The 20,476-nt window shown below is 72.6% G+C and carries 20 protein-coding genes; 10 read left to right on the plus strand and 10 right to left on the minus strand.

Annotated features, from left to right (window positions below; genetic code table 11):
* Window position 1 precedes the first annotated feature (1 nt).
* Window positions 2-1,810 carry a hypothetical protein gene (locus tag K3769_RS01395; protein WP_267024560.1) on the plus strand — a complete coding sequence of 603 codons (1,809 nt, stop codon included), beginning with the start codon at window positions 2-4 and terminating at the stop codon, window positions 1,808-1,810.
* Window positions 1,811-1,872: 62 nt separating this feature from the next.
* Here the strand turns inward: K3769_RS01395 and K3769_RS01400 are convergent, their stop codons facing one another.
* The gene (locus K3769_RS01400; protein WP_267024561.1) at window positions 1,873-2,571 is read right to left on the minus strand and encodes a hypothetical protein; all 699 of its coding nucleotides are present in this window, start codon (window positions 2,569-2,571) and stop codon (window positions 1,873-1,875) included.
* Between the two features lie 219 nt (window positions 2,572-2,790).
* Between K3769_RS01400 and K3769_RS01405 the strand changes: the two genes are divergently transcribed.
* Both K3769_RS01405 and K3769_RS01410 read left to right on the plus strand, forming a co-directional pair.
* Window positions 2,791-3,627: an alpha/beta fold hydrolase gene (locus K3769_RS01405; protein WP_267024562.1), complete on the plus strand. Its 837-nt coding sequence runs from the start codon at window positions 2,791-2,793 to the stop codon at window positions 3,625-3,627.
* 22 nt (window positions 3,628-3,649) lie between these two features.
* Entirely contained in the window at window positions 3,650-4,183 is a 534-nt protein-coding gene (locus K3769_RS01410; RefSeq protein ID WP_267024801.1) for a TetR/AcrR family transcriptional regulator, read from the plus strand.
* A 10-nt stretch (window positions 4,184-4,193) separates the two neighbouring features.
* Here K3769_RS01410 and nhaA read toward each other — a convergent pair whose 3' ends face one another.
* The 6 genes from nhaA to K3769_RS01440 form a co-directional block, all read right to left on the minus strand.
* Window positions 4,194-6,092, minus strand: coding sequence for a Na+/H+ antiporter NhaA (gene nhaA / locus K3769_RS01415; RefSeq protein ID WP_267024802.1), 1,899 nt, complete (start codon window positions 6,090-6,092; stop codon window positions 4,194-4,196).
* Between the two features lie 64 nt (window positions 6,093-6,156).
* Window positions 6,157-7,470 carry an SGNH/GDSL hydrolase family protein gene (locus tag K3769_RS01420; protein ID WP_267024563.1) on the minus strand — a complete coding sequence of 438 codons (1,314 nt, stop codon included), beginning with the start codon at window positions 7,468-7,470 and terminating at the stop codon, window positions 6,157-6,159.
* A 190-nt stretch (window positions 7,471-7,660) separates the two neighbouring features.
* Window positions 7,661-8,449 (minus strand): SAM-dependent methyltransferase, encoded by a 789-nt coding sequence (locus K3769_RS01425; RefSeq protein ID WP_267024564.1) that lies wholly within the window; start codon window positions 8,447-8,449, stop codon window positions 7,661-7,663.
* A 65-nt stretch (window positions 8,450-8,514) separates the two neighbouring features.
* Window positions 8,515-9,198 (minus strand): phosphatase PAP2 family protein, encoded by a 684-nt coding sequence (locus K3769_RS01430; protein WP_267024565.1) that lies wholly within the window; start codon window positions 9,196-9,198, stop codon window positions 8,515-8,517.
* Window positions 9,199-9,266: 68 nt separating this feature from the next.
* Window positions 9,267-10,199 carry a M56 family metallopeptidase gene (locus K3769_RS01435; protein WP_267024566.1) on the minus strand — a complete coding sequence of 311 codons (933 nt, stop codon included), beginning with the start codon at window positions 10,197-10,199 and terminating at the stop codon, window positions 9,267-9,269.
* Between the two features lie 90 nt (window positions 10,200-10,289).
* Window positions 10,290-10,829 (minus strand): DUF5134 domain-containing protein, encoded by a 540-nt coding sequence (locus K3769_RS01440; protein WP_267024567.1) that lies wholly within the window; start codon window positions 10,827-10,829, stop codon window positions 10,290-10,292.
* Window positions 10,830-11,013: 184 nt separating this feature from the next.
* On the opposite strand from K3769_RS01440, the gene K3769_RS01445 reads away from it, so the two are divergent.
* Both K3769_RS01445 and K3769_RS01450 read left to right on the plus strand, forming a co-directional pair.
* Window positions 11,014-12,765 carry an FUSC family protein gene (locus tag K3769_RS01445; RefSeq protein WP_267024568.1) on the plus strand — a complete coding sequence of 584 codons (1,752 nt, stop codon included), beginning with the start codon at window positions 11,014-11,016 and terminating at the stop codon, window positions 12,763-12,765.
* Window positions 12,762-13,364 (plus strand): MarR family winged helix-turn-helix transcriptional regulator, encoded by a 603-nt coding sequence (locus K3769_RS01450; RefSeq protein ID WP_267024569.1) that lies wholly within the window; start codon window positions 12,762-12,764, stop codon window positions 13,362-13,364. Before K3769_RS01445 ends, K3769_RS01450 begins: the two co-directional genes overlap by 4 nt.
* A gap of 409 nt (window positions 13,365-13,773) precedes the next feature.
* Here the strand turns inward: K3769_RS01450 and K3769_RS01455 are convergent, their stop codons facing one another.
* Window positions 13,774-14,835: a Ppx/GppA family phosphatase gene (locus tag K3769_RS01455; protein WP_267024570.1), complete on the minus strand. Its 1,062-nt coding sequence runs from the start codon at window positions 14,833-14,835 to the stop codon at window positions 13,774-13,776.
* A gap of 94 nt (window positions 14,836-14,929) precedes the next feature.
* Here K3769_RS01455 and K3769_RS01460 point away from each other — a divergent pair, with 94 nt between their 5' ends.
* From K3769_RS01460 to K3769_RS01470, 3 genes are all read left to right on the plus strand, one after another.
* Window positions 14,930-15,313: a DUF6479 family protein gene (locus tag K3769_RS01460; protein WP_267024571.1), complete on the plus strand. Its 384-nt coding sequence runs from the start codon at window positions 14,930-14,932 to the stop codon at window positions 15,311-15,313.
* Between the two features lie 110 nt (window positions 15,314-15,423).
* Window positions 15,424-16,389, plus strand: coding sequence for an LLM class F420-dependent oxidoreductase (locus K3769_RS01465; protein WP_267024572.1), 966 nt, complete (start codon window positions 15,424-15,426; stop codon window positions 16,387-16,389).
* 22 nt (window positions 16,390-16,411) lie between these two features.
* Window positions 16,412-16,783, plus strand: a complete 372-nt coding sequence (locus K3769_RS01470; RefSeq protein WP_267024573.1) for a VOC family protein — start codon at window positions 16,412-16,414, stop codon at window positions 16,781-16,783.
* Window positions 16,784-16,906: 123 nt separating this feature from the next.
* Here K3769_RS01470 and K3769_RS01475 read toward each other — a convergent pair whose 3' ends face one another.
* Window positions 16,907-17,293 (minus strand): VOC family protein, encoded by a 387-nt coding sequence (locus K3769_RS01475; RefSeq protein ID WP_267024574.1) that lies wholly within the window; start codon window positions 17,291-17,293, stop codon window positions 16,907-16,909.
* An 80-nt stretch (window positions 17,294-17,373) separates the two neighbouring features.
* Here K3769_RS01475 and K3769_RS01480 point away from each other — a divergent pair, with 80 nt between their 5' ends.
* The gene (locus tag K3769_RS01480) at window positions 17,374-17,913 is read left to right on the plus strand and encodes a GNAT family N-acetyltransferase (RefSeq protein ID WP_267024575.1); all 540 of its coding nucleotides are present in this window, start codon (window positions 17,374-17,376) and stop codon (window positions 17,911-17,913) included.
* A gap of 33 nt (window positions 17,914-17,946) precedes the next feature.
* On the opposite strand, the gene K3769_RS01485 is transcribed toward K3769_RS01480, so the two are convergent.
* A complete protein-coding gene (locus tag K3769_RS01485) occupies window positions 17,947-18,630 on the minus strand; it encodes a glycerophosphodiester phosphodiesterase (protein ID WP_267024576.1) in 684 nt (227 codons plus the stop codon).
* A 413-nt stretch (window positions 18,631-19,043) separates the two neighbouring features.
* Between K3769_RS01485 and K3769_RS01490 the strand changes: the two genes are divergently transcribed.
* Window positions 19,044-20,441 carry a DUF6421 family protein gene (locus K3769_RS01490; protein ID WP_267024577.1) on the plus strand — a complete coding sequence of 466 codons (1,398 nt, stop codon included), beginning with the start codon at window positions 19,044-19,046 and terminating at the stop codon, window positions 20,439-20,441.
* Window positions 20,442-20,476: the final 35 nt, after the last annotated feature.

Consider the following 20,476-nt stretch of genomic DNA (forward strand, 5'->3'; position numbering starts at 1 on the left):
CATGCACCTCCACGATGTCGCCGCGCGACTGCCGGATCCCGCCGAAGTCCTCGACCGCTGCGGCTCGTTGGCGGTCCTGCACGCGGTCCTCGAACCGGATCCCGCGCGTCGGGGCTGCACGCTCGACGCGACGGAGGCGGGGTCGCAGAGCGCGCGACTGCGGCATCCGGACGGCCGGTGGCTGAGCGTCGGTTTCTCCGGTGCGGGGGCGCTGCTGCACTGGCATCAGGAGCCGGGGGAGGGGCGGGCCGGAGTGCTGGACGACGTCCCCCAGCCCCTGTGGCGGATCCTGGAGGACGCCTCGTGCGACTGCCTGGGCGACGCGCGGCTGATGGCCGCCGCGCTCTGGCGGGAGACGGCCGACGACAACTGGCGGGCGACCGACGACTCGGCCCCGGGTGCCGCGCCGTCGCTCCTCCGCTGCCTGACCGGCCGTTCCCCCGAGCGCGCGCGCCGGTTCGCGCTCAAGCACTACGGCAGGGGCGGGGGCGCGGAGGCGGTCCACCACTTGATGGCCCTGCCACAGCCCGCCGGAACGCCGCCCGCTCCAACAATCGCCACGCCTGCCGACATACCGTCCGCTCCAGCGTCCGCCACGCCGACCGGCATACCGTCCGGTCCGCCGTCTGGCACGTCGTCCGGCGGACTCGCCTCTGCCCGTACGTCGCCCGGCGGGCTCGTCCCCGCCCGTGCACCGTCCGGTACCTCGGCGGGTACGTCGCCCGGGGGGCTCGTCCCCGCTCGGCCGGCGTCCGGCCCGTTGCCCGGCACGTCGGCCGGCGGGCTCGTCCCCGCCCGTGCCCCGGCCGGAGCCGGGTCGGACCCGGTTGCGGGGCGCCGCGCAGCGCGCACCGCCGGGAGGCCACCGCTCGCGTCGGTCGACCGCCCGCTGTCACCGGTCGAGCGCTCACTCGGGGCGGTGCCACCGCCCCCGCCCCGCCGACGCACCGAGCTGTTCCGGCGTCGTGACGGCTCCGGGCTGGTCACCACCGCGGTCTTTCGGCGTCAGGCCGTCCACGATCGGCAGCACTTCACCGACCTCGCCGCCGGCGTCGACGGCGACATGGTGGCGATCGGCGGCGGCGCGACCGCCGTGGACGCGCCGCGGGGCGCGCTGCTCACCGCCTCGTACCCGGCGGACGACGGATCGGCCTGGCTGGCGTCGTCCAAGGACCACAACGTCCCGCAGCCCCACCGGCTGACCGCCTTCGCGATCGGGATGCGGATCGACGGAGTCACCCGTGAGCGGCTGGCCGGGGAACTGCTGACCGTCGTGCGGACCCGCAGCGGACACGCGGCGCATCCCTTCGCCTCCGCCCGGCCCCCGGCGGGGCACACGCTGATCGGCGGGGGATTCCGCGTCAACTGGCGTGATCCCGGGGGTAGTCACGCCGAGGGCAACCTCGCCACCGCGTCCTTCCCGCGGGCAGGAGGCGCCTGGACCGCGCGTTCCAAGGACCACCGGGTCTCCAGCCCCTGCACCATCGACGCATACGCGATCTGCCTGAAGTCCTCTTTCGTCGTCGGCGGCGTCCGGTACACCGTCGACGTCCGGACGGACTTCGCCGAAAGCGGCGGCGACCCCGTGCCGCATCCGTCCGCCACGCTGCCGCTCCCCGCGAGCGGACACGTGCTGACCGGCATCGGCGCCGAGGCCCTCCCCACCGAACCGGGCTCCCTGCTGTGGCGGTTGGAACCCACCGCGGACGGTACGGGCCCGGGTGTCAGGTCAGGATCGAAGGACCACGTGGAACGGTCCCCCGGCACGCTGTGCGCGTGGGCGCTGGGCATCCGCCTGATACGGAGCTGACGACGAGGCTGCCGACAAGCCGATGTCGGCGCCGACGAGCAGGAACTCCGTAGGCAGTGCCGTTACTTGCCGAACAGTCCGGTGACGACGTCGGCGATGCCGTCGAGGAGACCCCCGGAAGGTGTCCCGCTCGGCGAGGGCTCGGCCGAGGTGTCCGGGGCGGTGGAGGCGGCCGTACTCGGAGCCGTGGTCGGCTCCTGGGCCGCGTCGGGGGACGCCGTGCGGCCGGGCTGTGCGACGACCGCCTCCTCCGGGTCGGCGGACGCCGCCCCGGCGTCGCCCGCCTTCGCGGACGAGCCGGCCGCGGACGGCTCGCCGGACGAGGAGTTCGAACCCGTCCCGCCGGACGGCGAACCGCCCATCGCTTCCGGGGCGGTGTCCTCGGACGGCCGCCGGATCGGTGATCCCGCGGCGGTGGACGAGGGGCCGGCCGCGGTCGGTGCGCCGGACGTCGGCCGTTTCGACCGCTGGGCCTCGTCCACGCTCAGGTCCTGGCCGCTGTCGCCGAGCACGCCGGGTATCTGGAGCCAGGGAGCGGTGGAGTTGCCGTCGGCGATCGCGATGCCCAGGGTGGCGGCGGAGCACACGCACCCGGCTGCCACCAGCCAGCCCATCCGGCGCATCCGGCCGGCCCGCCGCCCGCTGGGATCGACGAATATCGGCGCCCCGCCGACCGATTCGGGTTCCGCCGGGTCGCGGTCCATGACGTCCGTACCGTGCTCCGGGCGTATGTGCCCTTCCTCGCCCGCCTTGCCTGCCATGCAACTGCCCTCTCACCGTGCCGGGGTTCGTGTGCGCACCGAGTGTCGTCGGTCCGCAGAGGTGATCCGTTGCCACTGCCGTGCACGGATTGGTCCGAAGAGGAGAAATTCCGTCCGGACCGGTCGTTGACAGCTTTGGCTAATAGCATTAGCTTATGGCTAACAAGATTAGCCAGAGGGGCGGCGGGAAGAGCCGGCCCATCCGAACCGGGAGATGTCATGACCGAGTACCTCGCCGTCGACGGCGGCACGATCGCTTACGAAGTGGCGGGGTCCGGCCCGCTGATCGTCCTCGCGCACGGCATGGGCGACAGCCGCGCCGCCTACCGCGCGCTGATCCCGCCGCTGGTGGCGGCCGGCCACCGCGTCGCCGCCGTCGACCTGCGCGGTTGCGGCGAATCCAGCACCGAATGGCCCGCCTGGAGCCGTACCGCGATCGCCGGCGACCTGCTCGCCCTGATCCGGCACCTCGGCGGCCCGGCCGTGCTCGTCGGCCACTCCATCTCCGGCGGGGCCGCCACCATCGCCGCCGCGCAGGAGCCCTCGCTGGTCACCTCGGTCGTCGAACTGGCGCCGTTCACCCGCAAGCAGTCGGTGAGCCTCGGTGACCTGCGCCTCAAGCGCTACCGGCAGGGCATGCTGCGGCTGCTGGGCGCCGGCGTGTTCGGCAGCGTGCGGCAGTGGCGCGCGTACCTCGACGTGGCCTACCCCGGCGCGAAGCCGGCCCACTGGGCCGAGCGGCTGGGCCGCATCGATACGCTGATGCGCGAGCCGGGCCGGATGAAGGCCATGCAGGGCATGGGCCGCAGCGCCCCGACCGACGCGGGCGCGCAGCTCGGCAACGTCCGCTGCCCGGTCCTGGTCGTGATGGGCACCCTCGACCCCGACTGGGCCGACCCGCACGCCGAGGGCTCGGCGATCGTCGGTGACCTGCCGGCCGGCCTCGGCCGCCTTGAGATGATCGAGGGCGCCGGACACTACCCCCACGACCAGTTCCCCGACGAGGTGCTTTCCCTGGTGCTCGACTTCCTCCGCACGGACACCGCCCGTGCCTAGGGCAGGACTGGACCCGGCGGCCGTGGTCGCGGCCGGTGCCGCCCTCGCCGACGAGGTGGGCTTCGCCCGGCTGACGATGGGCCTGCTGGCCGAACGGCTCGGCGTGCGTACACCGTCCCTGTACAAGCACGTGAGCGGCCAGGACGATCTCAACCGGCGCATCGCGGCCCTGGCGGTGAGCGAGGCGGCCGACGCCGTCGGCGGGGCGGTCCAGGGATACGCGGGCCGTGACGCCCTGGGCGCCGCCGCCCGCGCCTTCCGCGCCTTCGTCGTGGACCACCCCGGCCGCTACGCCGCGACGATCGGCGTGGAACCGACCGGCCCGGACGACCCGATGGCCGTCGCGAGCCTGCGACTGCTCGGCGCCTTCAGAGCGGTCCTGCGCGGCTACGCGATCGCGGAGCCCGACGTGGACCACGCCCTGCGCATGCTCCGCAGTCTCTGCCACGGGTTCGCCACGCTGCAGGCGGGGGGCGGCTTCCAGTGGAGCGCCGACATCGACGAGAGCTTCGAGTGGCTGATCGCCTTCGCCGACCGGGGCCTGCGCGCGGTCTGAACCCGCGGTGTCAGTCGGTCCGCCCCGTCCCGGCGAGCGAGGCCCGCTGCCGTGCCGCACGCACCGCCGCGGACAGCGCGGCGATGTCGTAGGCGCCGTGATGGCGGCGGCCGTTGACGAAGAACGTCGGTGTGCCCGACACCCCGCTGAGGTCGGCGGACTCCACGTCCGCGGCGACCCGGGCAGCGCCCGTACCGGCCCGGAGGTCGGCGCGGAAGCGGTCGATGTCGAGGCCGATCTCCGCCGCGTAGCGCAGCAGGTCCTTGGGCAGCAGATCCCCTTGATGCCGCATCAGCTGCTCGTGCATCTCCCAGTAGGCGCCCTGCCGGTCGGCGGCCTCGGCGGCCTCCGCCGCGAGCTGCGCGCCCGGGTGCACGTCCGGGAGCGGCAGATGCCGCCACACGTACCGTACGTCGCCGAAGTCGGCGAGCAGCTCGCGCACCACGGGCTCGGCCAGCCCGCAGTAGGGGCACTCGAAGTCCCCGTACTCCAGGAGCGTCACGGGTGCGTCCCGGGGGCCGCGTACGTGGTCGCGGTCCATGTCGACGGGGTCGCTGAGGTCGACGATGCTCTGCCCCGTGCCCAGCAGGGCGCGGGCCCGGGACGGCCCGGACAGCGCGCCGGTCACGGCGGTGACCAGCCAGGCGAGCAGGAACGAGCAGAGTACGGCGCCGAGGACGCCGATCTTCGCCTGCTCCAGCCGGTCGCCGTCGAAGGCGAGCGTGGCGATCAGCAGGGACACGGTGAAGCCCACCCCGGCCAGGGTGCCGCCCGCGGAGATGGCGCCCCAGCCGACCGGCGGACGCAGGCGCCCCTTGCTGGCCCGGGTGGTGAGCCAGGTCGCGCCGATGATGCCGACCGGCTTGCCGAGCACGTAGCCGAGGAGGATGCCGAGGGTGACCGGTGAGGTGAACGCGCCGGTCAGCTGGTCGGCGCTGAGGGTGATCCCGGCGTTGGCGAGGGCGAACAGCGGCACGATCACATAGCTCGTCCAGGGGTGCAGCGTGCGCTGGAGCCGGTCGTTGGGGGAGAGCGTCGAGGCGATCTGGCGCCTCACGGTGCGTTCGAGTTCGGGGGTCGGCTGCTCACGGAAGCGCCGGAACTGTCTGCTGGCCTGCTCCAGGTCACCGCGCTCCGCCGGGCGGGCGTACGTCAGCAGTCCCATCGCGAGGCCGGTCACCACCGGGTCCACCCCCGACTTCAGCAGCGCCACCCAGATGGCCACGCCCAGGACGGCGTACAGGGAGGGGACGCGCATGCCGAGGGTGCGGCGCACCAGCAGTACGACGGCGAAGAGGCCGAGCGCGGTCAGCAGCGCGGGCACGGCGATGGCCCCGCTGTACGCGAAGGCGATGACGGCCAGCGCCAGGAAGTCGTCGACGACGGCGACGGTGAGGATGAAGACCCGCAGACCGCCGGGCAGCCGGTTCCCGAAGACGGCGAGCATGCCCAGCGCGAAGGCCGTGTCCGTGGACATGGCGGCGCCCCAGCCGTGCGCGGAGTCCTCGCCCGCGTTGACCGCCAGATAGATCGCGACGGGTACGAGCATGCCGCTGAGCCCGGCGAGCAGCGGCAGGGTGATCCGCCGCCGCTCGCGCAGTTCGCCCATGTCGAACTCGCGGCGCGCCTCCAGGCCGACGACGAAGAAGAACAGCGTCATCAGCCCGCTGTTCAGCCACTCGCGCAGCTCCAGGGAGACGCCGCCCGAGCCGACACGGACCGACAACTCGGTCTCCCACAGGGACGCGTACGAGCCGGCGCCGGTGTTGGCCCAGACGAGGGCGGCCAGTGCGCCGGTCAGCAGGAAGGCGGCGCTGCCGGTCTCCGTGCGCAGGAAGGCGCGCAAGGGGCTGCGGGGGGCGGTGCCGCACAGGGTCTGCAGCGCCGGCGGTGGGGTCTCGGATGGCACGGTCACCCTCTGATTCTGACCCCACTCATGATCCGGCACCCGACGGGGGCGCCGGGCGGCGGCGTCAGCGGTGCGCCGTCGAGGAGAGCAGCATCGGCAGGGAGACGTAGTCGGCGAGCGCCCGCTGGCCGGCGATGTTGGCGTGGATGCCGTCGCCGGTGTCGTACGCCGGATTGATGCTGTTGGGCTTCAGCGGGTCCTTCAGTACCTGGTCGAAGTCCATCACGCCGTCGCAGGTCCCGTCGCAGGTGTTCCCCTTCTTGACGTGGGTGCCCACCGTGTGGCGGTCGAGGTTGTTCCGGTCGGTGTAGCCGGGACGGGGGGTGATCGGCGTGACGTAGACCTTGATCCCGGCGGCCCGCAGCCGCTCGAACACCGCGTCGTAGCTGCGCAGGATCAGCTCGGCGTCGCAGCCGTTGGCCAGGTCGTTCGTGCCGTAGTAGTAGAGGACCCCGGTCACCCCGTGCAGGGCGAGCACATCGCGGTCCAGCCGGGACGCCGCGTCGAGACCCCGTATCCCGGCGGGATTGCGGGGGCAGTCGGCCGAACTGGTCGTGCCGCCGATGCCCGCGTTGGCGATCGCGAGCTGCCGGGTGCGGGGGAGTTCGGCGGTGATGCGGCGGGCGAGGTCGTCCGTCCACCGGTGGTCGGTCCCCTCGGGCGTGCAGCCCGGCCCGCAGTCGGTGCTGCCGGTCCCGTCGACCACCGAGCTCCCGTACGCGACGATCGTGCCCCTGAGCTTAGGGCTGTGCACGTCGACGGCGCTGACCAGGTAGGTGGAGCCCACCGTCTGCGTGTACGCGTCACCGCTCGCCTCGGCCGTGTGGTCACCGGAGCCGGGCGCGGTCAGGTAGTTGGAGCGGAACGCGCCGGTGTGCCGTCCCGGCGCGACCGTGCCGGACACCGACAGGGAGACCGCGACGTCGTCCTGCGCACGAGTCTTGAGCGCCGCCGCGTCGCTCCACACCTCGCCGCCGGCCGGTACGACGACCTCGCGCCGGCCGTCGAAGGTGACGGGGAGGACATCGCCCTCGACGGCCGCGCCGTCTCCGGCGCTGTGGCCGACGGTGGCGGCGTCCACGGTGAGCGGCGTCGTGCCGAAGGTGTTCTGGATCCGGACCCGCAGTGCCCCGCCGCCCTGCCCGAGATGGGTGATCATGCGAACGGACTGGTCACGCAGCGGAGTCGGGGCGAGTTCCTGCTGGGACTGGGCCCAGGAAGTGAACCAGGCGCGGCCGGCCGAGGAGGAGGGGGCGGTGGCCGCGGTGGTCTCCGCGGTGGCGGCCGTGGTCGCGGAGACCGCCGACCCCGACGCGAGAAGCGTCAGGGCCAGGGCCGGCGCCGCACGGCGCGGGGAGGGCATACGGAAAGGGGGCATGGAGGTCCCTTCGGTGACGTACGGTCCCGGCGCGCAGGCACAACTGCCGGGACCCGGCGGCTCATTCCCGTATGGCCTGCCCCTGGGGCTCCTGCGTCAGACGTGACGGCCGGTGCCAATTACCGGATCACTTAGGGGAGTTGCCGCCGCGCCCGGCCCCTGGTGAGGGGCCGGGCCGAGAACCCCGTGGTCACGAAACGCGGGCCACACCCGTGTAGATGCCGCTGCCGTCGGCCTCCCGCACCTTCCCCGAGGCGTCCCACTCCGTGGCCGTCACCAGGCCCGGCGGCATCAGTTCGAGGCCGTCGAAGAACCGCTCCACCTCCGCCCGGGTGCGGAATCCGAGCTGGATGCCGCCCTTGGCGTACTCGGCGGTGACCTGGGCCGCCAGTTCCGGATACAGGTCGGAGGCCGCGTGCGACAGCACCAGATAGCTGCCCGGCGGCAGGGTGGCGACCAGGTCGCGGACGATGGAGTGGGCGTCCTGCTCGTCGGGGATGAAGTGCATGAGCGCGATCAGCGACAGCGCGATGGGACGGCTGAAGTCCAGGACGCGCCGGGCGTGTTCGACGATCGCCTCCGGCTGCCGCACATCGGCCTCGATGTAGTCGGTGACTCCGCCGGGACGGCTGACCAGCAGCGCCTCGGCGTGCCGCAGCACGATCGGGTCGTTGTCGGTGTACACGACCTTCGCCGTCGGCACGATCTCCTGCACGATCTGATGGAGATTGGGCTCGGTGGGGATGCCCGTACCGATGTCCAGGAACTGGTCGACGCCCTGGGCGGCCAGCCAGGCGGCGGCCCGGTGCATGAACTGCCGGTTCTGCCGGGCCGCGTCCTTCGCCTCGGGCGGCAGTTTCTCGCCCACCGCCTCGTCGACCGGGTAGTTGTCCTTGCCGCCCAGCAGCCAGTCATAGACCCGCGCGGGGTGCGCCTTGTCGGTAACGATCTGCGAGAACCGCTGTGGTTCGGTCGACATGACAAGCAACTCCATCGCGCCAAAGAACGGGTTGGATCAACTATTGATCACGTCAGTGGAGTACATCATGTGCTTCGCGCGGGAGGGAAGCGCCGGGCGTACGAGACCATCGCGAGCGCCACCGTCAACGCGCCCAGGAGCCAGCCGCCGAGCACGTCCGTCGACCAGTGCACGCCCAGCCAGATCCGGGTGAACCCCACCCCGGCGACGGACACCACCGCCACGGCCAGCGCGACCCGCCACAGGACGCGCCCGGCGCCGTACAGGCGCAGGACCCACAGCAGCAGGCCGCACGCCACCATGGCCGTCATGGCGTGCCCGGACGGGAAGGCCGCGAAGTGGGCGGAGTCCACCGGGTCGGACCAGACGGGGCGCTCGCGGTCCACGGCCGCCTTGATCCCCTGCGAGAGGAGCGCGGCGAGGACACAGGTGGCCGTCAGCCACAGGGCGAGCCACCACGCGCCGTGGTGCAGCACCAGCCAGAGCACGGTGACGGCGATCAGGGCCCGCATCGTCCAGGGATCCCACACCCAGTCGGTGAGGATGCGGAACGCCTGCGTCAGGTCCGGGTCGTCGACCGCCCAGCGGTGGGTGGTACGGGCGATGTCGCCGTCCAGGGCCATGAGCGGCTCCCAGGAGGCCGCGACCAGGACGAGCAGCAGCACGGTGGGCGGAGCGAGAGCCATGGCAACGCGCAGGGCGATCCCGGGGCCGGTCGCGTGGGGCGGCGAGTCGACGGGAGAGTGCATACGCCGATCCTCGCCGACAGGTGGGGCCCGAGGCGAACCCGGGGCTTTCCCGCGTGTGCCGCCTCCCCTTACCCGAGCGCCCGCAGCCCCGGCCCGAAGGCCACCAGGAGCGGGATCACCGGCACCAGCGCCGCCGCCGCGGTGAGCCTCAGCCGGTGAGTGGGCGGGAGCCGGTCCGGGGGAGTGAGCAGCCGGTGGACCCGCTGCGGAACGTGGGCCTGCGGGGTGGGGCAGGGGCCGAACACCCTGCGGTCCTCGTTGAGTTCCACCAGGGCGAGGGCCGTCGTCAGCCGGCCGAACCGGCGCGAGGCCATGTCGTCGGCGGCGAGTTCCACCAGGCGGTGCATCTCGTCGCGGAACGCCGCGAACACCGGGACCTGCGGAAAGCCGCCCGCCAGCGCCGCCGAGGAGTGCAGCAGCCAGTTGTGCCGGGCGCGCGCGTGGCCCTGCTCATGGGCGAGCACGGCGTCCAGCTGCTGTCCCTTGAGGCGGCGCAACGCGGCGGTGGTGATGACCAGTTGGGGCGCGGCACCGGGCAGCCACCAGGCGTCGGGACGCTCCCCCTCCAGGACGACCAGCCGCTCACCGCCCGGCTCCTCACCGGGCAACAGCGGTGCGCGTACCAGGAGTTCGGCGCGCCGGCGGCGGCGTCGGGCCGCGGCCCGGCCGATCTCGCGGGCCAGCATGGCCGCGCTCCACGCACCGCCGATTGCCAGCGTCACCGCCGTCGTCGCGGCCCAGGGGCCACCGGCGAGCGCGTAGGCCTCCACCACGGAGTGCGGAGCGGGGGCGAAGAGCCGGCCGCGCACCGCCTGCCAGGCGGCGGACGCGCTGAGCGCCATCGACAGCAGGCAGCAGAGCAGCACGGCCACCACCACGCACTGCCACGCCCACAGGGCGACCACCGGTTCACGGTCCTGCCAGGTCGCCCGCGCGAGCAGCCGCGGAGCGAGAACGGCGGCCAGGGCGCCGAGCAGCAACAGTGCTGCGGGGACCATCATGGAGGCAGCCTATGAGCGCGGCGGTGCCGCCGGATACGACTGTTCGCGGCAAGTGACGCAGACCACGATTCCGTACAGTCGCGAATCCCCTCAGAGGGTGAGGAGCATCGCCAGCATCCCTATGCCCATGGAGAGCCGGCACGCCCGCGCCAGCTCCAGCCGGTCGCCCCAGCCGGGCGCGCCGAGAGCTCCCGCCGGACCGCCGGCCGCGACGGGTACCAGCCGGGTCCCCGTCCACAGCACGTACGCCGTGAAGTACAGGAGGAGGCCGCCCGTCAGGACGGGTATCCCCGCGTGGGTCCCGGTCGCCGCCATCGCGGCCATGTACACCATGGCGAGGGCGCCCACCAGATGGTGCAGATGGTGGGCGCTGCCGCGGGCCGCCCACAGGGCGCGCAAGGCGGCGGCCCCGAACACGGCCGCGTAGACGGCCCAGGCCCAGCGCGGCGGCGCCAGTACCGCCGCGGGCACCGCCATCGCGGCCATGCCGAATCCCATCAGCGCCTCGCCGCCGGCGGCGAGGCGCTGCTCCTCGACCCGGCTGCGCATCCTGAGCAGGCAGTACGCCCCGGTCGCCGTGCACAGCGCGACGAGCAGCCAGCCGGACGATCCCGCTCCCGGTCCGTGCACCGGGCACCTCCCCGCTCGACGGTGTCGGACAATCCGGTCGAAGTGATGCCCAGGCCGGAGCGCCCACAAGCGGGCGCAAGCGAGCGCAGGGGCGTACAGGGGGAGCGTGCGGGGGGTGCGTCGTCGGTGACGGCACGGACGACGGTCTATCGTTTACTAGTAAAATACCTGCTAACCTTCTGGGATGAGCAGTGTCCGTGCCCGCCACCGTGCCGCCCCCGTCCGCCGACTGCCCCTCGCGGGCGTCCTGCGCCTCAACCGCCCCTCCGACATCTGGTTCAAGCCCGCGTTGAGCGTGGTCGTCGCGGTCGGCGTGCCGAACCTGACACTGCTGGCGCTCGGCCGGCTGGACCTCGCCCTGTACTCCATGGCCGGCTCCCTCTGCGCGCTCTACGCCCACAACCTCCCGTACGCGGCCCGCGGCCGTGCCCTCGCGTGGGTCGTCCTCGGGATGCTTGCCTCGGTCGCGATCGCCCTGGTCACGGCGTCGCTCACGTCATCCGCTGTGGTCCTGGTCGCGGTCGGCGCGCTGCTCGCCGCCGCGCACAAGGCAGTGAGCGACCTGACACGGATCGGCCCGCCCGGACCGGTGATCTTCACCTTCATCAGCTCCGCCTCCCTCTTCGCGCCCCAGACGCTCGGCCAGGTCCCCGGCCATCTCGCCCTCGCCGCCGGGGCAGGCGCCTGGGCCTGGCTCATCGGCATGGCACCGGGCCTGGTACGCCCGCACGGCCCCGAGCGCCGGGCCACGGCCCGCGCCCTGAACGCGGCTGCCGCGTACGTGGACCTCTACGTGGACGCGGACGGGCCGGTGTCCGCCTCCGGCAGCCGCGGCGCGGGCCACGAGCGGGCCCGCGCCGAGGCTGCCGCCGCCGTGCACGCCGCCTGGCAGTCGCTGCTTGCCGCCGGCGCGCGGCCGGAGCCCCGCCGCGCCCTCGAAGGGCTCGTCGTGCGGGCCGAGGTCGCGCTCGCGGCCCCCGCCGACACGGACCCCGCCCGACTGCGCGCCTGGGCGCGCGACCTGCGCGGCACGAACCCCGTACCCCGGGTGGCGTCCGGGTGGGACGCGGACGAACTGCTCGGCGTGGAGGTCGAACTGGCGGAGGCGGGACGACCGACTCCAGGAAAGAGCGGAAAGAGCGGGAAGAGCGGGAAGAATCCGAGGAACGGGACGAGGTGGTGGACCGGCAGGCTGGCCCCCCTCCTCCCGCTGGCCCTGCGCACCGCGCTCGGTTGCGCCCTCGCCGGTTACGTGTCCCTGGCGCTCGGCGTCGGCCGCCCGTACTGGGCCCTGGTCACCGCGGCCTCGCTCTACCAGGCGAACCTCATGCTGACCTGGAGCCGGGGCGTCCAGCGCGTCGTCGGTAACCTCGTCGGCGTCCTCCTCTTCGCGGCTGTCGCCCCGCTCGCCCACCTCGGCCCCGCCGCCCTGGTCCTGTGCTGCCTCGCCTTCAACTTCGGCGCGGAGGCGCTGATCAGCCGCAACTACTGGCTCGGCAGTATCTGCGTGACGCCGATGGCGCTGCTGATCACCGAGTTCACCGGCTTCCAGGAGCCCGCCGCGCTGATGGCGGACCGGGTCGTGGACACGGTGGTCGGCGCGGTCGTCGGTTTCGTGGCTGCGGTCGCCGTCACCAACCGGCGTGCCGGGGACCGGATCGAGGACGCGCTCGCCGCCGTGGAACGCGCCCGTGACCACGCGGCACGGCTGATCGCAGCCGATCGGCCCGGCCCGGGCGCACTGGAGGCAGCCCGGCGTCGGCTGGCCGCCGCGCTCGTCGAACTGCGCGCCACGGCCGACGCCGCGGCCGGCGAATGGTGGCTGCGCGCCCTGCCGCAGGAGCGGGTGATGCTGGCCGAGCAGGCCGGACACCGTACGCTCGCGGCGACGGTACGACGGCAGGGACCGCACGTTCTGGAGGACGCAGAGGCATGACGGCAGCGAACGGTCGGAGGGCGGTCGGCGCCGACGCCGCCGGGGGCGGAGGACCGCAGGAGGACGGCGGAGGCGCCGGGGCAAGGCGGCCGGTGGCGGGCGACACGGTCGCCGCGGTGGTCCGGCAGTGGCGAACGGTCCATCCCGAGCTCGACACCGGGCCCATGGAGGTCATCGGCCGGATCAACCGCTGTGCCGCGCTCCTCCAGCAGGCCGAGGACGCGCCGCTGCGGCACGCCGGGCTGACCCGCCCCGAGTTCGACCTCCTCGGCGCACTGCGCCGCACGGGCCTCGAACTGACACCGGGCGAGCTGGCCCGGGAGACCTTCTCCTCCGGGGCCGCCGTCACCAAGCGGCTCAAGCAGCTGACCGAGCGCGGTCTGGTCGAGCGGCGCGGCGACACCCGCGACCGCCGCGTCGCGCATGTCCGCCTCACGGACACCGGGCGCGCCCTCGTCGACGGCATCCTCCCCGCGCAGCTCTCGTACGAGACGACGGTCCTCTCCGGCCTCACCACCCCCGACCAGAACACCCTCGCAACCCTGCTGGCGACCCTCCTCACCCAACTGGAGGGCCACCGGAACACCCCCCACACCTGAACGACACGACCACCCCGGCCGCCGAGGCGCCCGTAAGGGGCGCGGGGAACGGCGCGACCAGCCCTTACGGCCGGCACGGTGCACCAGGAGGACGCATTCTTCGCTGACGCCCGGTGGTCGGGCGTATCCACGAGGGCCGGGCTGCCGAAGGCGCCCGAAGGGGGCGCGGGGAACGGCGCGGCCAGCCCTCACGGCCCGCACGGTGCACCAGGAGCACGCATTCCTCGCTGACGCCCGGTGGTCGGACGTATCCACGAGGGCCGGGCTGCCGAAGGCGCCCGAAGGGGGCGCGGGGAACGGCGCGACCAGCCCTCACGGCCCGCACAGTGCACGAACGACCCGCATCCGCCGCTGACGCCCAGTCGCCAGACGCACCCGCAACGCCCCGGCCGGACGCTGAACCGGCGTCTCAGCCCGGGCGCCGAACCGGTGACGAGGGGTCCGCCGCGGTCGTCGCCCCGTCCCCGCGCAGGGGCCGGAGCATCAGCGGCACCGCGGTCGGCACCCCCTCCTCCCGGGCCTCCAGGCCATAGGCGTCCCACCACTCGGAGCTGCCGTCCTCGATGCAGCGCAGCAGCACCCCTTCGCGCAGCGCCCACGGGCAGATGGTCACCTCGTCGATGCCCATCAGCTTCATCGTGGTGTGCGCGACGAGCGCTCCGGCCAGGGACTGCCCGGCACGCGCGAGGGAGATCCCGGGCAGCAGGGCGCGCTCGGCGGCCGGCAGTGCCGCCAGCCGCTCCACGGCCCTGCCCAGGTCGGAGCGGGTCATGGTCCGCGTGGTGAAGGGCCCGGAGCGGCCGGGAGCGGCCCCGCACAGCCGCCCCAACTGCTGGAACGTCCGCGAGGTGACGACCGCGGTCCGCGGTGCCTCCCACCGGATGCGGGCGGCGACATCGCGCAGCTGATGGCGTACGTGGCGACGCAGCAGCCGGATCCGGTGCGGCGACGGCGGATCCTGGCCGCGGAAGAACTCCCTGGTGAGGAGGTTGGCGCCGAGCGGCAGCGCGATGGCGAAGTCGGGCAGCCGGCTCCGCCCGAAGGCCACCTCGAACGAACCGCCCCCGATGTCCAGCAACGCCAGCGGTCCGGCGCGCCAGCCCATCCAGCGCCGGGCGGCCAGGAAGGTCAGCTCGGCCTCCACCTCGCCGGGCAGCACATGCAGCTGCACCCCCGCCTCCGTGGCGATCCGGTCAAGGACCTCGTCGCGGTTCGGGGCGTCCCGCACGATCGCGGTGGCGAACGCGAACGGCCGGTTCACCCCCCACCGGCGGCCCTCCGCGCGGGTGTCCCGCACCGCTTCCACCAGCCGGTCCACCTGTTCCGCCGGCAGATGGCCGCCACGCTCCACGTGGGCCGACAGGCGCAGCTGACGCTTGGCGGTGTGCACGGGAAGCGGAACAGCTCCATCCGTTTCCGCGATCACCAGTCGCACCGTGTTCGAGCCGACGTCGAGTACACCCATTCGCATCCCTTCCCCGTACCCCCCGCGGTCCCCGGCACACCGCCGACCGCGCACCGGTCCCGCCCTGTTTGGGTCGTTCTGGACGGGTACTCGGGCCTTCATGGAGAGCTTCGGCAGGGACGCAGTCATCCCGCACGAGGTCGTGGCCGGTTCCGCGCCCTTCGTCGTGGGGCCCCTCGTGGTGGGACTTCTGCTCACGGCCATGCTGGTCGTCGCGGTGTGGTGGGGCATGCGGGTGCGCAGCCGCGAGCCGGGACCACCGCGCCCCGAGGACCAGCCCCGGCTGCCGGAGACGGGCGCGGTGCACGAGATCTCGGAGATGCGCGAACCGGACGAGATGCCGCACGACGGCAGTGTCCTCACCCCGCACGAACTTCGTTCCGCGGGCAACATGTCCACTCGGCGGGCCAGGGACCAGAAGCGGCGCAGGTGGAGCCGTAACAGCAGTGGCGGCTTCGGTAGCGGTGGCCTCGGCAGCCACTGACCCGACCGCGACTCGCCCGCCCTTCGACGACTGGACGGCCGGGGTGAGGGCACTCGGGTGCGGCTGCAGGGAGAACGTTTCGGGTCCCCCCGACCGGCTACTCGGGATGTATGGTGCAAATCGGATACACAATGATGACCGAACAGGCCGGCCCCCGTGAGCTCGTACAGCACGTGGTGGCCGCCGAACGGGCGGGCTTCGACTTCTCGGTCACGTCCGACCACTACTTCCCCTGGCTGACCGAGCAGGGACACGCGCCGTACGCGTGGAGCGTCCTCGGGGCCGCCGCGCAGGCCACGTCCACGATCCCCCTCATGACGTACGTGACCTGTCCGACGACCCGCTACCACCCGGCGGTCGTCGCGCAGAAGGCCGCCACCACGCAGCTGCTCGCCGAGGGCCGCTTCCGCCTGGGGCTCGGCTCCGGCGAGAACCTCAACGAGCACGTGGTGGGCGGTGGTTGGCCCGCCGCGCACGTGCGCCTCGAGATGCTGGAAGAAGCCATCGAGATCATCCGCGCGCTGTTCGAGGGCAAGAACGTGAACCACCACGGCACGCACTTCGACGTGGAGAACGCCAAGCTCTTCGATCTGCCGGACGAACCGACGCCGATCGGCGTCGCCGTCTCCGGCGAGCGCTCCTGCGCCCTCGCGGGCCGGCTGGCCGACCTGGTGATCGCGACCGAGCCGAAGGCCGAACTGATCGAGTCCTTCGACCGGCACGGCGGCAGCGGCAAGCCCAGGGTGGGCCAGTTGCCCGTCTGCTTCGACACCGACAAGGACGCCGCCGTGGCGCGGGCGCACGAGCAGTTCCGCTGGTCGCTGGGCGGCTGGCCGGTCAACTCCGAACTGCCGGGCCCGGCGGCCTTCGACTCGGCCACCCAGTTCGTCCGGCCCGAGGACGTCGCCGAGAGCGTCCCGTGCGGCGACGACGTCGAGGCCTTCGTCGAGGCCGTCCGCCCCTACGCCGAGGCGGGCTTCACCGAGGTCGCCCTCGTCCAGATCGGAGGAGACCACCAGTTCCCCTTCCTGGACTGGGCGGAGAAGAAGCTGCTGCCCGCGCTGAGGAACCTGTGAACGCCGAAGTGAAGGGATCACCATGGCCATCGCCACGTACAGCCTCGTAGCACTCGACTGCCCGGATCCGCCCGCGCTGGCGGAGTTCTACGCGGGCGTCCTGGGCGGAGAGGTCAAGCGGGACAGTGACGACTGGTACGACCTGCACGTGCCCGGCGGCCATCGCATCGCCTTCCAGCGGGTTCCGGAACACCGCCCGCCGAACTGGCCGAGCGCCGACGGCGGCTCCCAGCAGCTGCACCTCGACTTCGACGTGCCGGACCTCGACGAGGCCGAGGCCCAGGTGCTGGCCCTCGGCGCCACTCCGCTGGACCTGGACGACGAGGGGGGCCGCCGAGGCTTTCGCGTGTACGCGGACCCGGCGGGCCACCCGTTCTGTCTCTGTCGGCACTGACGCCCCGGCCACACCGCCCGCCCGGTTCACGGGCAACTGCCCGGCCGACGGACGGTGGTCCGGCGCCACCGTTCGTCGGCGGGCTCAGCCCGGCGAACCCGTCGGCTCCCCCTCTCCTGCCCCTCACGGCCGGTACCGCAGCGGATGGTCCGACGGCACCTCCACCACCGCGATCCGTGTGCCGTCCGGGTCCGTGAGCCACATCTCGACCAGTCCCCACGGCTCCTTCACCGGTGGCCGGTCCACCTCGACACCGGCGGCCACGAGTTCCCCGTACGCCGCCCGTACGTCGGCGACCTGGAGCCACAGCCCGACGGCGGGGGAGGGCGGTTCCGTGGAACGGCCCGAGATCTCCAGGAAGCCGCCGCCCAGGAAGTAGACGGTGCCGCGCTCGGGGCCCGTACCGAACTCGCGGTAGACGGGCAGCCCCAGCTTCCCGCCGTAGAAGGCACGGGAACGCTCGGGGTCGGCGGGGCGGAGCAAGGTCCGGCTGCTCAGTACATGCATCATGCGTCCCGAGCGTAAGGGGAGTGGACCGGAGCGTTACTCTCGTCCGTGCCGAGCCGCGCCCGAGATCGGAGAATCGCTCCATGCCCACCGCTCCCGACGGACCGACCTTTCGCTACGCCGTCGACACCGACGTGGACGCCCTGGTCGCACTGATCGAGTCGGCCTACCGGGGGGACTCCAGCCGGACCGGCTGGACCACCGAGGCGGACATCCTGGAAGGGCAGCGGACGGACCCGGAGGGCGTCCTCGCCGTCATCAAGTCGCCCGACAGCGGACTGCTGATCGTCGAGCGCGACGGCAGGGTGGTCGCTTGCTGCCAGATCGAACACCGCGGTACGCACGCCTACTTCGGCATGTTCGCGGTCAGCCCCGCACTCCAGGGGGCGGGGCTCGGCAAGGTGATCATCGCCGAGGCGGAGCGGCTGGCCCGCGAGACCTGGGATGCCGAGGAGATGCACATGACCGTGATCTCCGTACGCGAGGACCTCATCGCCTGGTACGAGCGACGCGGCTACCGCCGTACGGGAGAGATGACTCCCTTCCCGTACGGCGACGAGCGGTTCGGCCTGCCGCAGCGGGACGACCTGCAGTTCGAGCTGCTGACGAAGCCGCTCGCATGATCGTTACGCCGCGCCTCGCCCGGTCGGCGTCGGTTATGCCGTGAAACGGCCGGTGCGTTTGATCTCCGGGTAGTCCGTGGTCGCGCCGTCCAGCTCCAGGGCGCGGACCAGCCGCAGATGGTCCTGGGTGTTCACCACCCAGCCGATGATCCGCAGATCCGCCTTGCGCGCACGCTCGACGGTCTCCAGGGTCAGCCGCCGGATGTTCAGCACCAGGGTCGTGGCGCCGACCGCGGTCGCCCGCTCGACGACGTCCACGCCGTAGCGGCTGGCGACCAGCGCCGTACGGACGCCCGGCACCAGTCGCGCGATCTCGGCGATCGCCTCGTCGTGGAAGGACAGCACCTCGACCCGGCCGACCAGGTCGCGCCGGTTCATCACCTCGGCGAGCGCCCGTGCCGCGGCCACGTCCTTGATCTCCGCCTGGAGCGGGGCCGTGACGGCGTCCAGGACCTCCTCGAACACCGGCACGCGCTCACCGCGTCCCGCGTCCAGCACCCGCAGCTCCGCGAGGGTTTTCTCGGCGATCGGCCCCGAACCGTCGGTCGTACGGTCCACGTCGGCGTCGTGCATGACGACGAGCGCGCCGTCCTTGCTCAGATGCAGATCCAGCTCGATCAGGTCGAGACCCGCCTGCTGTGCGGCGGTGAAGGAACGAAGGGTGTTCTCCGGTTCGACACCCATGATCCCGCGATGACCGATGGTGAGGAAGTTCAAGGGTTGACTCCGCTTCCGTCGACGGCGGCTCGGCTGCCGCGCGGGGCGGTCCCGTGCCCACGCGGCAAGGCCGCAGCCTAATGGCCACGATGCGTGTTGTACCCGCTCCGGTGGCCGGGAATGACGCCTGCGTGCCGGGAGAACGGGCCCCGCCGCCCCCTCGCGGCTCACCCCCGCGTGGGCGAGTCCTCAACGGGTTGACCGAGCCCGGCTGCCCCGGTCCGGCGGCGGACCGCACGAACCTCGGCAGCTACCCCGGCGACGACGGAAGTATGCGCACTCATGGTGTCCCGCAGGAAAAACAGCGGTGAAGTTGCGGGAGGGCAGGATAATCTCCCGAGGCTCCACTTGTCCCGGGGAGTCCCCCACGCATACGGTGTCCATACGCGAGGTTCTCCCGTGGAAGGTGAGTCATGACGGAAATTCTTGTGCCGGTGGGTGCGGAGGAGCAGATTCCTCCCCGGAGCAGGGTGGTGAGCCACCCGGCCTGGCCCGTGCTCAAGGATGCCGTGGAGCGGATCCGGCCATGGCAGTCCAAGGACGGGTCGATCGACTTCGACGCCGAGGGCGCTCCCGATCCGGCGGACGCCGACCTGGCCGTGCGCCGCGTCATGGACACCGTCCAGGAGCTGTCGCCGCTCGTCCCGCACGACGCGGAGTACCACGCGGCGCTCGTCAAGGACCTGCGCCGCTGGGCCGACGGCGGCTTCAAGGTGCCCGACTTCCTCGACTCGCTGCTGGCCTTCCAGCCCGCGGCACACCGCGAGGACGGCCTCGAACACCTCGTCCTCTTCCCCATGTACACGCAGAACGGCAATCCGGACCGCAACTTCGAGGCCGTCGTCCTGCGCATGGTTTGGCCCGACTGGCTGGCCGAGCTGGAGCGCACCCGCTACGACAACCCGCTGTTCTGCGGCATCACCTTCGAGGACTTCACCGCCGGGTACGACACCAACTCGGCCGTCCTCTTCCCCGAGACCATCGCCGTGCGCGAGGCCCCGGAGCGGTTCAGCTGGGGCGGTATCTTCTGCGACCGCGAGGCCGCCCGCTTCCGCAAGGTCACCGAGGCGGCCGTCGGCACGCTCGGCCTCGAACTGCCCGACGACATCAGCGAGATGGTCGGCGACCAGAAGCGCTGCGAGCAGGCCTTCGTCCTGTGGGACATGGTCCACGACCGCACCCACAGCCACGGCGACCTGCCCTTCGACCCCTTCATGATCAAGCAGCGCCAGCCGTTCTGGATGTACGGCCTGGAGGAGCTGCGCTGCGACCTCACCGCGTTCCGCGAGGCCGTGCGGCTGGAGGCCGACGGCTTCCCGCAGGGCCGCGACGTGCAGTACGCGGTGCTGTTCGACCGGATGTTCCGCTTCCCGGTGACCGGCGACCGCGTCCGCAACTACGACGGCCTCGGCGGCCAGCTGCTCTTCGCCTACCTGCACAAGCACGACGTCGTCCGCTGGACCGACAACAAGCTCTTCATCGACTGGCAGCGCGCCCCGCAGGTCACCAACGACCTGTGCGCCGAGATCGAGAAGCTGTACCGCGACGGCATCGACCGTCCGAAACTCGTCCACTGGTTCGCCGCGTACGACCTGGTCTCCCAGTACCTCGCCCCGCACCCCGGTTCCCGCTGGGCGAAGGGTCCCGACGCCCTCGATCTGACGCTGCCGCCGCGGAAACTGGTGGACGACGTGCTTCCGGACGAGTTTCCCCTGAGCATGTTCTATGAGGCACTCTCCAAGAAGCTGAAGAACGTGATCGCGCAGACGAAGGGCATCACCGCGGCGAGTGCCGAGCGGGTGGCCGCGTGAGCGACCGCGTCCGGAACACTGCTCAGGAGGCGAAG

The sequence above is a fragment of the Streptomyces ortus genome (assembly GCF_026341275.1).
Classification (GTDB): Bacteria; Actinomycetota; Actinomycetes; order Streptomycetales; family Streptomycetaceae; genus Streptomyces; species Streptomyces ortus.

Excerpts from the sequence above, each read along its gene's own strand:
- K3769_RS01395 (WP_267024560.1), top strand. The coding sequence starts at position 2 with ATGCACCTCCACGATGTCGCCGCGCGACTGCCGGATCCCGCCGAAGTC.
- K3769_RS01400 (WP_267024561.1), bottom strand. The coding sequence starts at position 2,571 with ATGGCAGGCAAGGCGGGCGAGGAAGGGCACATACGCCCGGAGCACGGT.
- K3769_RS01405 (WP_267024562.1), top strand. The coding sequence starts at position 2,791 with ATGACCGAGTACCTCGCCGTCGACGGCGGCACGATCGCTTACGAAGTG.
- K3769_RS01420 (WP_267024563.1), bottom strand. The coding sequence starts at position 7,470 with ATGCCCCCTTTCCGTATGCCCTCCCCGCGCCGTGCGGCGCCGGCCCTG.
- K3769_RS01425 (WP_267024564.1), bottom strand. The coding sequence starts at position 8,449 with ATGTCGACCGAACCACAGCGGTTCTCGCAGATCGTTACCGACAAGGCG.
- K3769_RS01430 (WP_267024565.1), bottom strand. The coding sequence starts at position 9,198 with ATGCACTCTCCCGTCGACTCGCCGCCCCACGCGACCGGCCCCGGGATC.
- K3769_RS01435 (WP_267024566.1), bottom strand. The coding sequence starts at position 10,199 with ATGATGGTCCCCGCAGCACTGTTGCTGCTCGGCGCCCTGGCCGCCGTT.
- K3769_RS01445 (WP_267024568.1), top strand. The coding sequence starts at position 11,014 with ATGAGCAGTGTCCGTGCCCGCCACCGTGCCGCCCCCGTCCGCCGACTG.
- K3769_RS01450 (WP_267024569.1), top strand. The coding sequence starts at position 12,762 with ATGACGGCAGCGAACGGTCGGAGGGCGGTCGGCGCCGACGCCGCCGGG.
- K3769_RS01455 (WP_267024570.1), bottom strand. The coding sequence starts at position 14,835 with ATGCGAATGGGTGTACTCGACGTCGGCTCGAACACGGTGCGACTGGTG.
- K3769_RS01460 (WP_267024571.1), top strand. The coding sequence starts at position 14,930 with ATGGAGAGCTTCGGCAGGGACGCAGTCATCCCGCACGAGGTCGTGGCC.
- K3769_RS01465 (WP_267024572.1), top strand. The coding sequence starts at position 15,424 with ATGGTGCAAATCGGATACACAATGATGACCGAACAGGCCGGCCCCCGT.
- K3769_RS01470 (WP_267024573.1), top strand. The coding sequence starts at position 16,412 with ATGGCCATCGCCACGTACAGCCTCGTAGCACTCGACTGCCCGGATCCG.
- K3769_RS01475 (WP_267024574.1), bottom strand. The coding sequence starts at position 17,293 with ATGATGCATGTACTGAGCAGCCGGACCTTGCTCCGCCCCGCCGACCCC.
- K3769_RS01480 (WP_267024575.1), top strand. The coding sequence starts at position 17,374 with ATGCCCACCGCTCCCGACGGACCGACCTTTCGCTACGCCGTCGACACC.
- K3769_RS01490 (WP_267024577.1), top strand. The coding sequence starts at position 19,044 with ATGACGGAAATTCTTGTGCCGGTGGGTGCGGAGGAGCAGATTCCTCCC.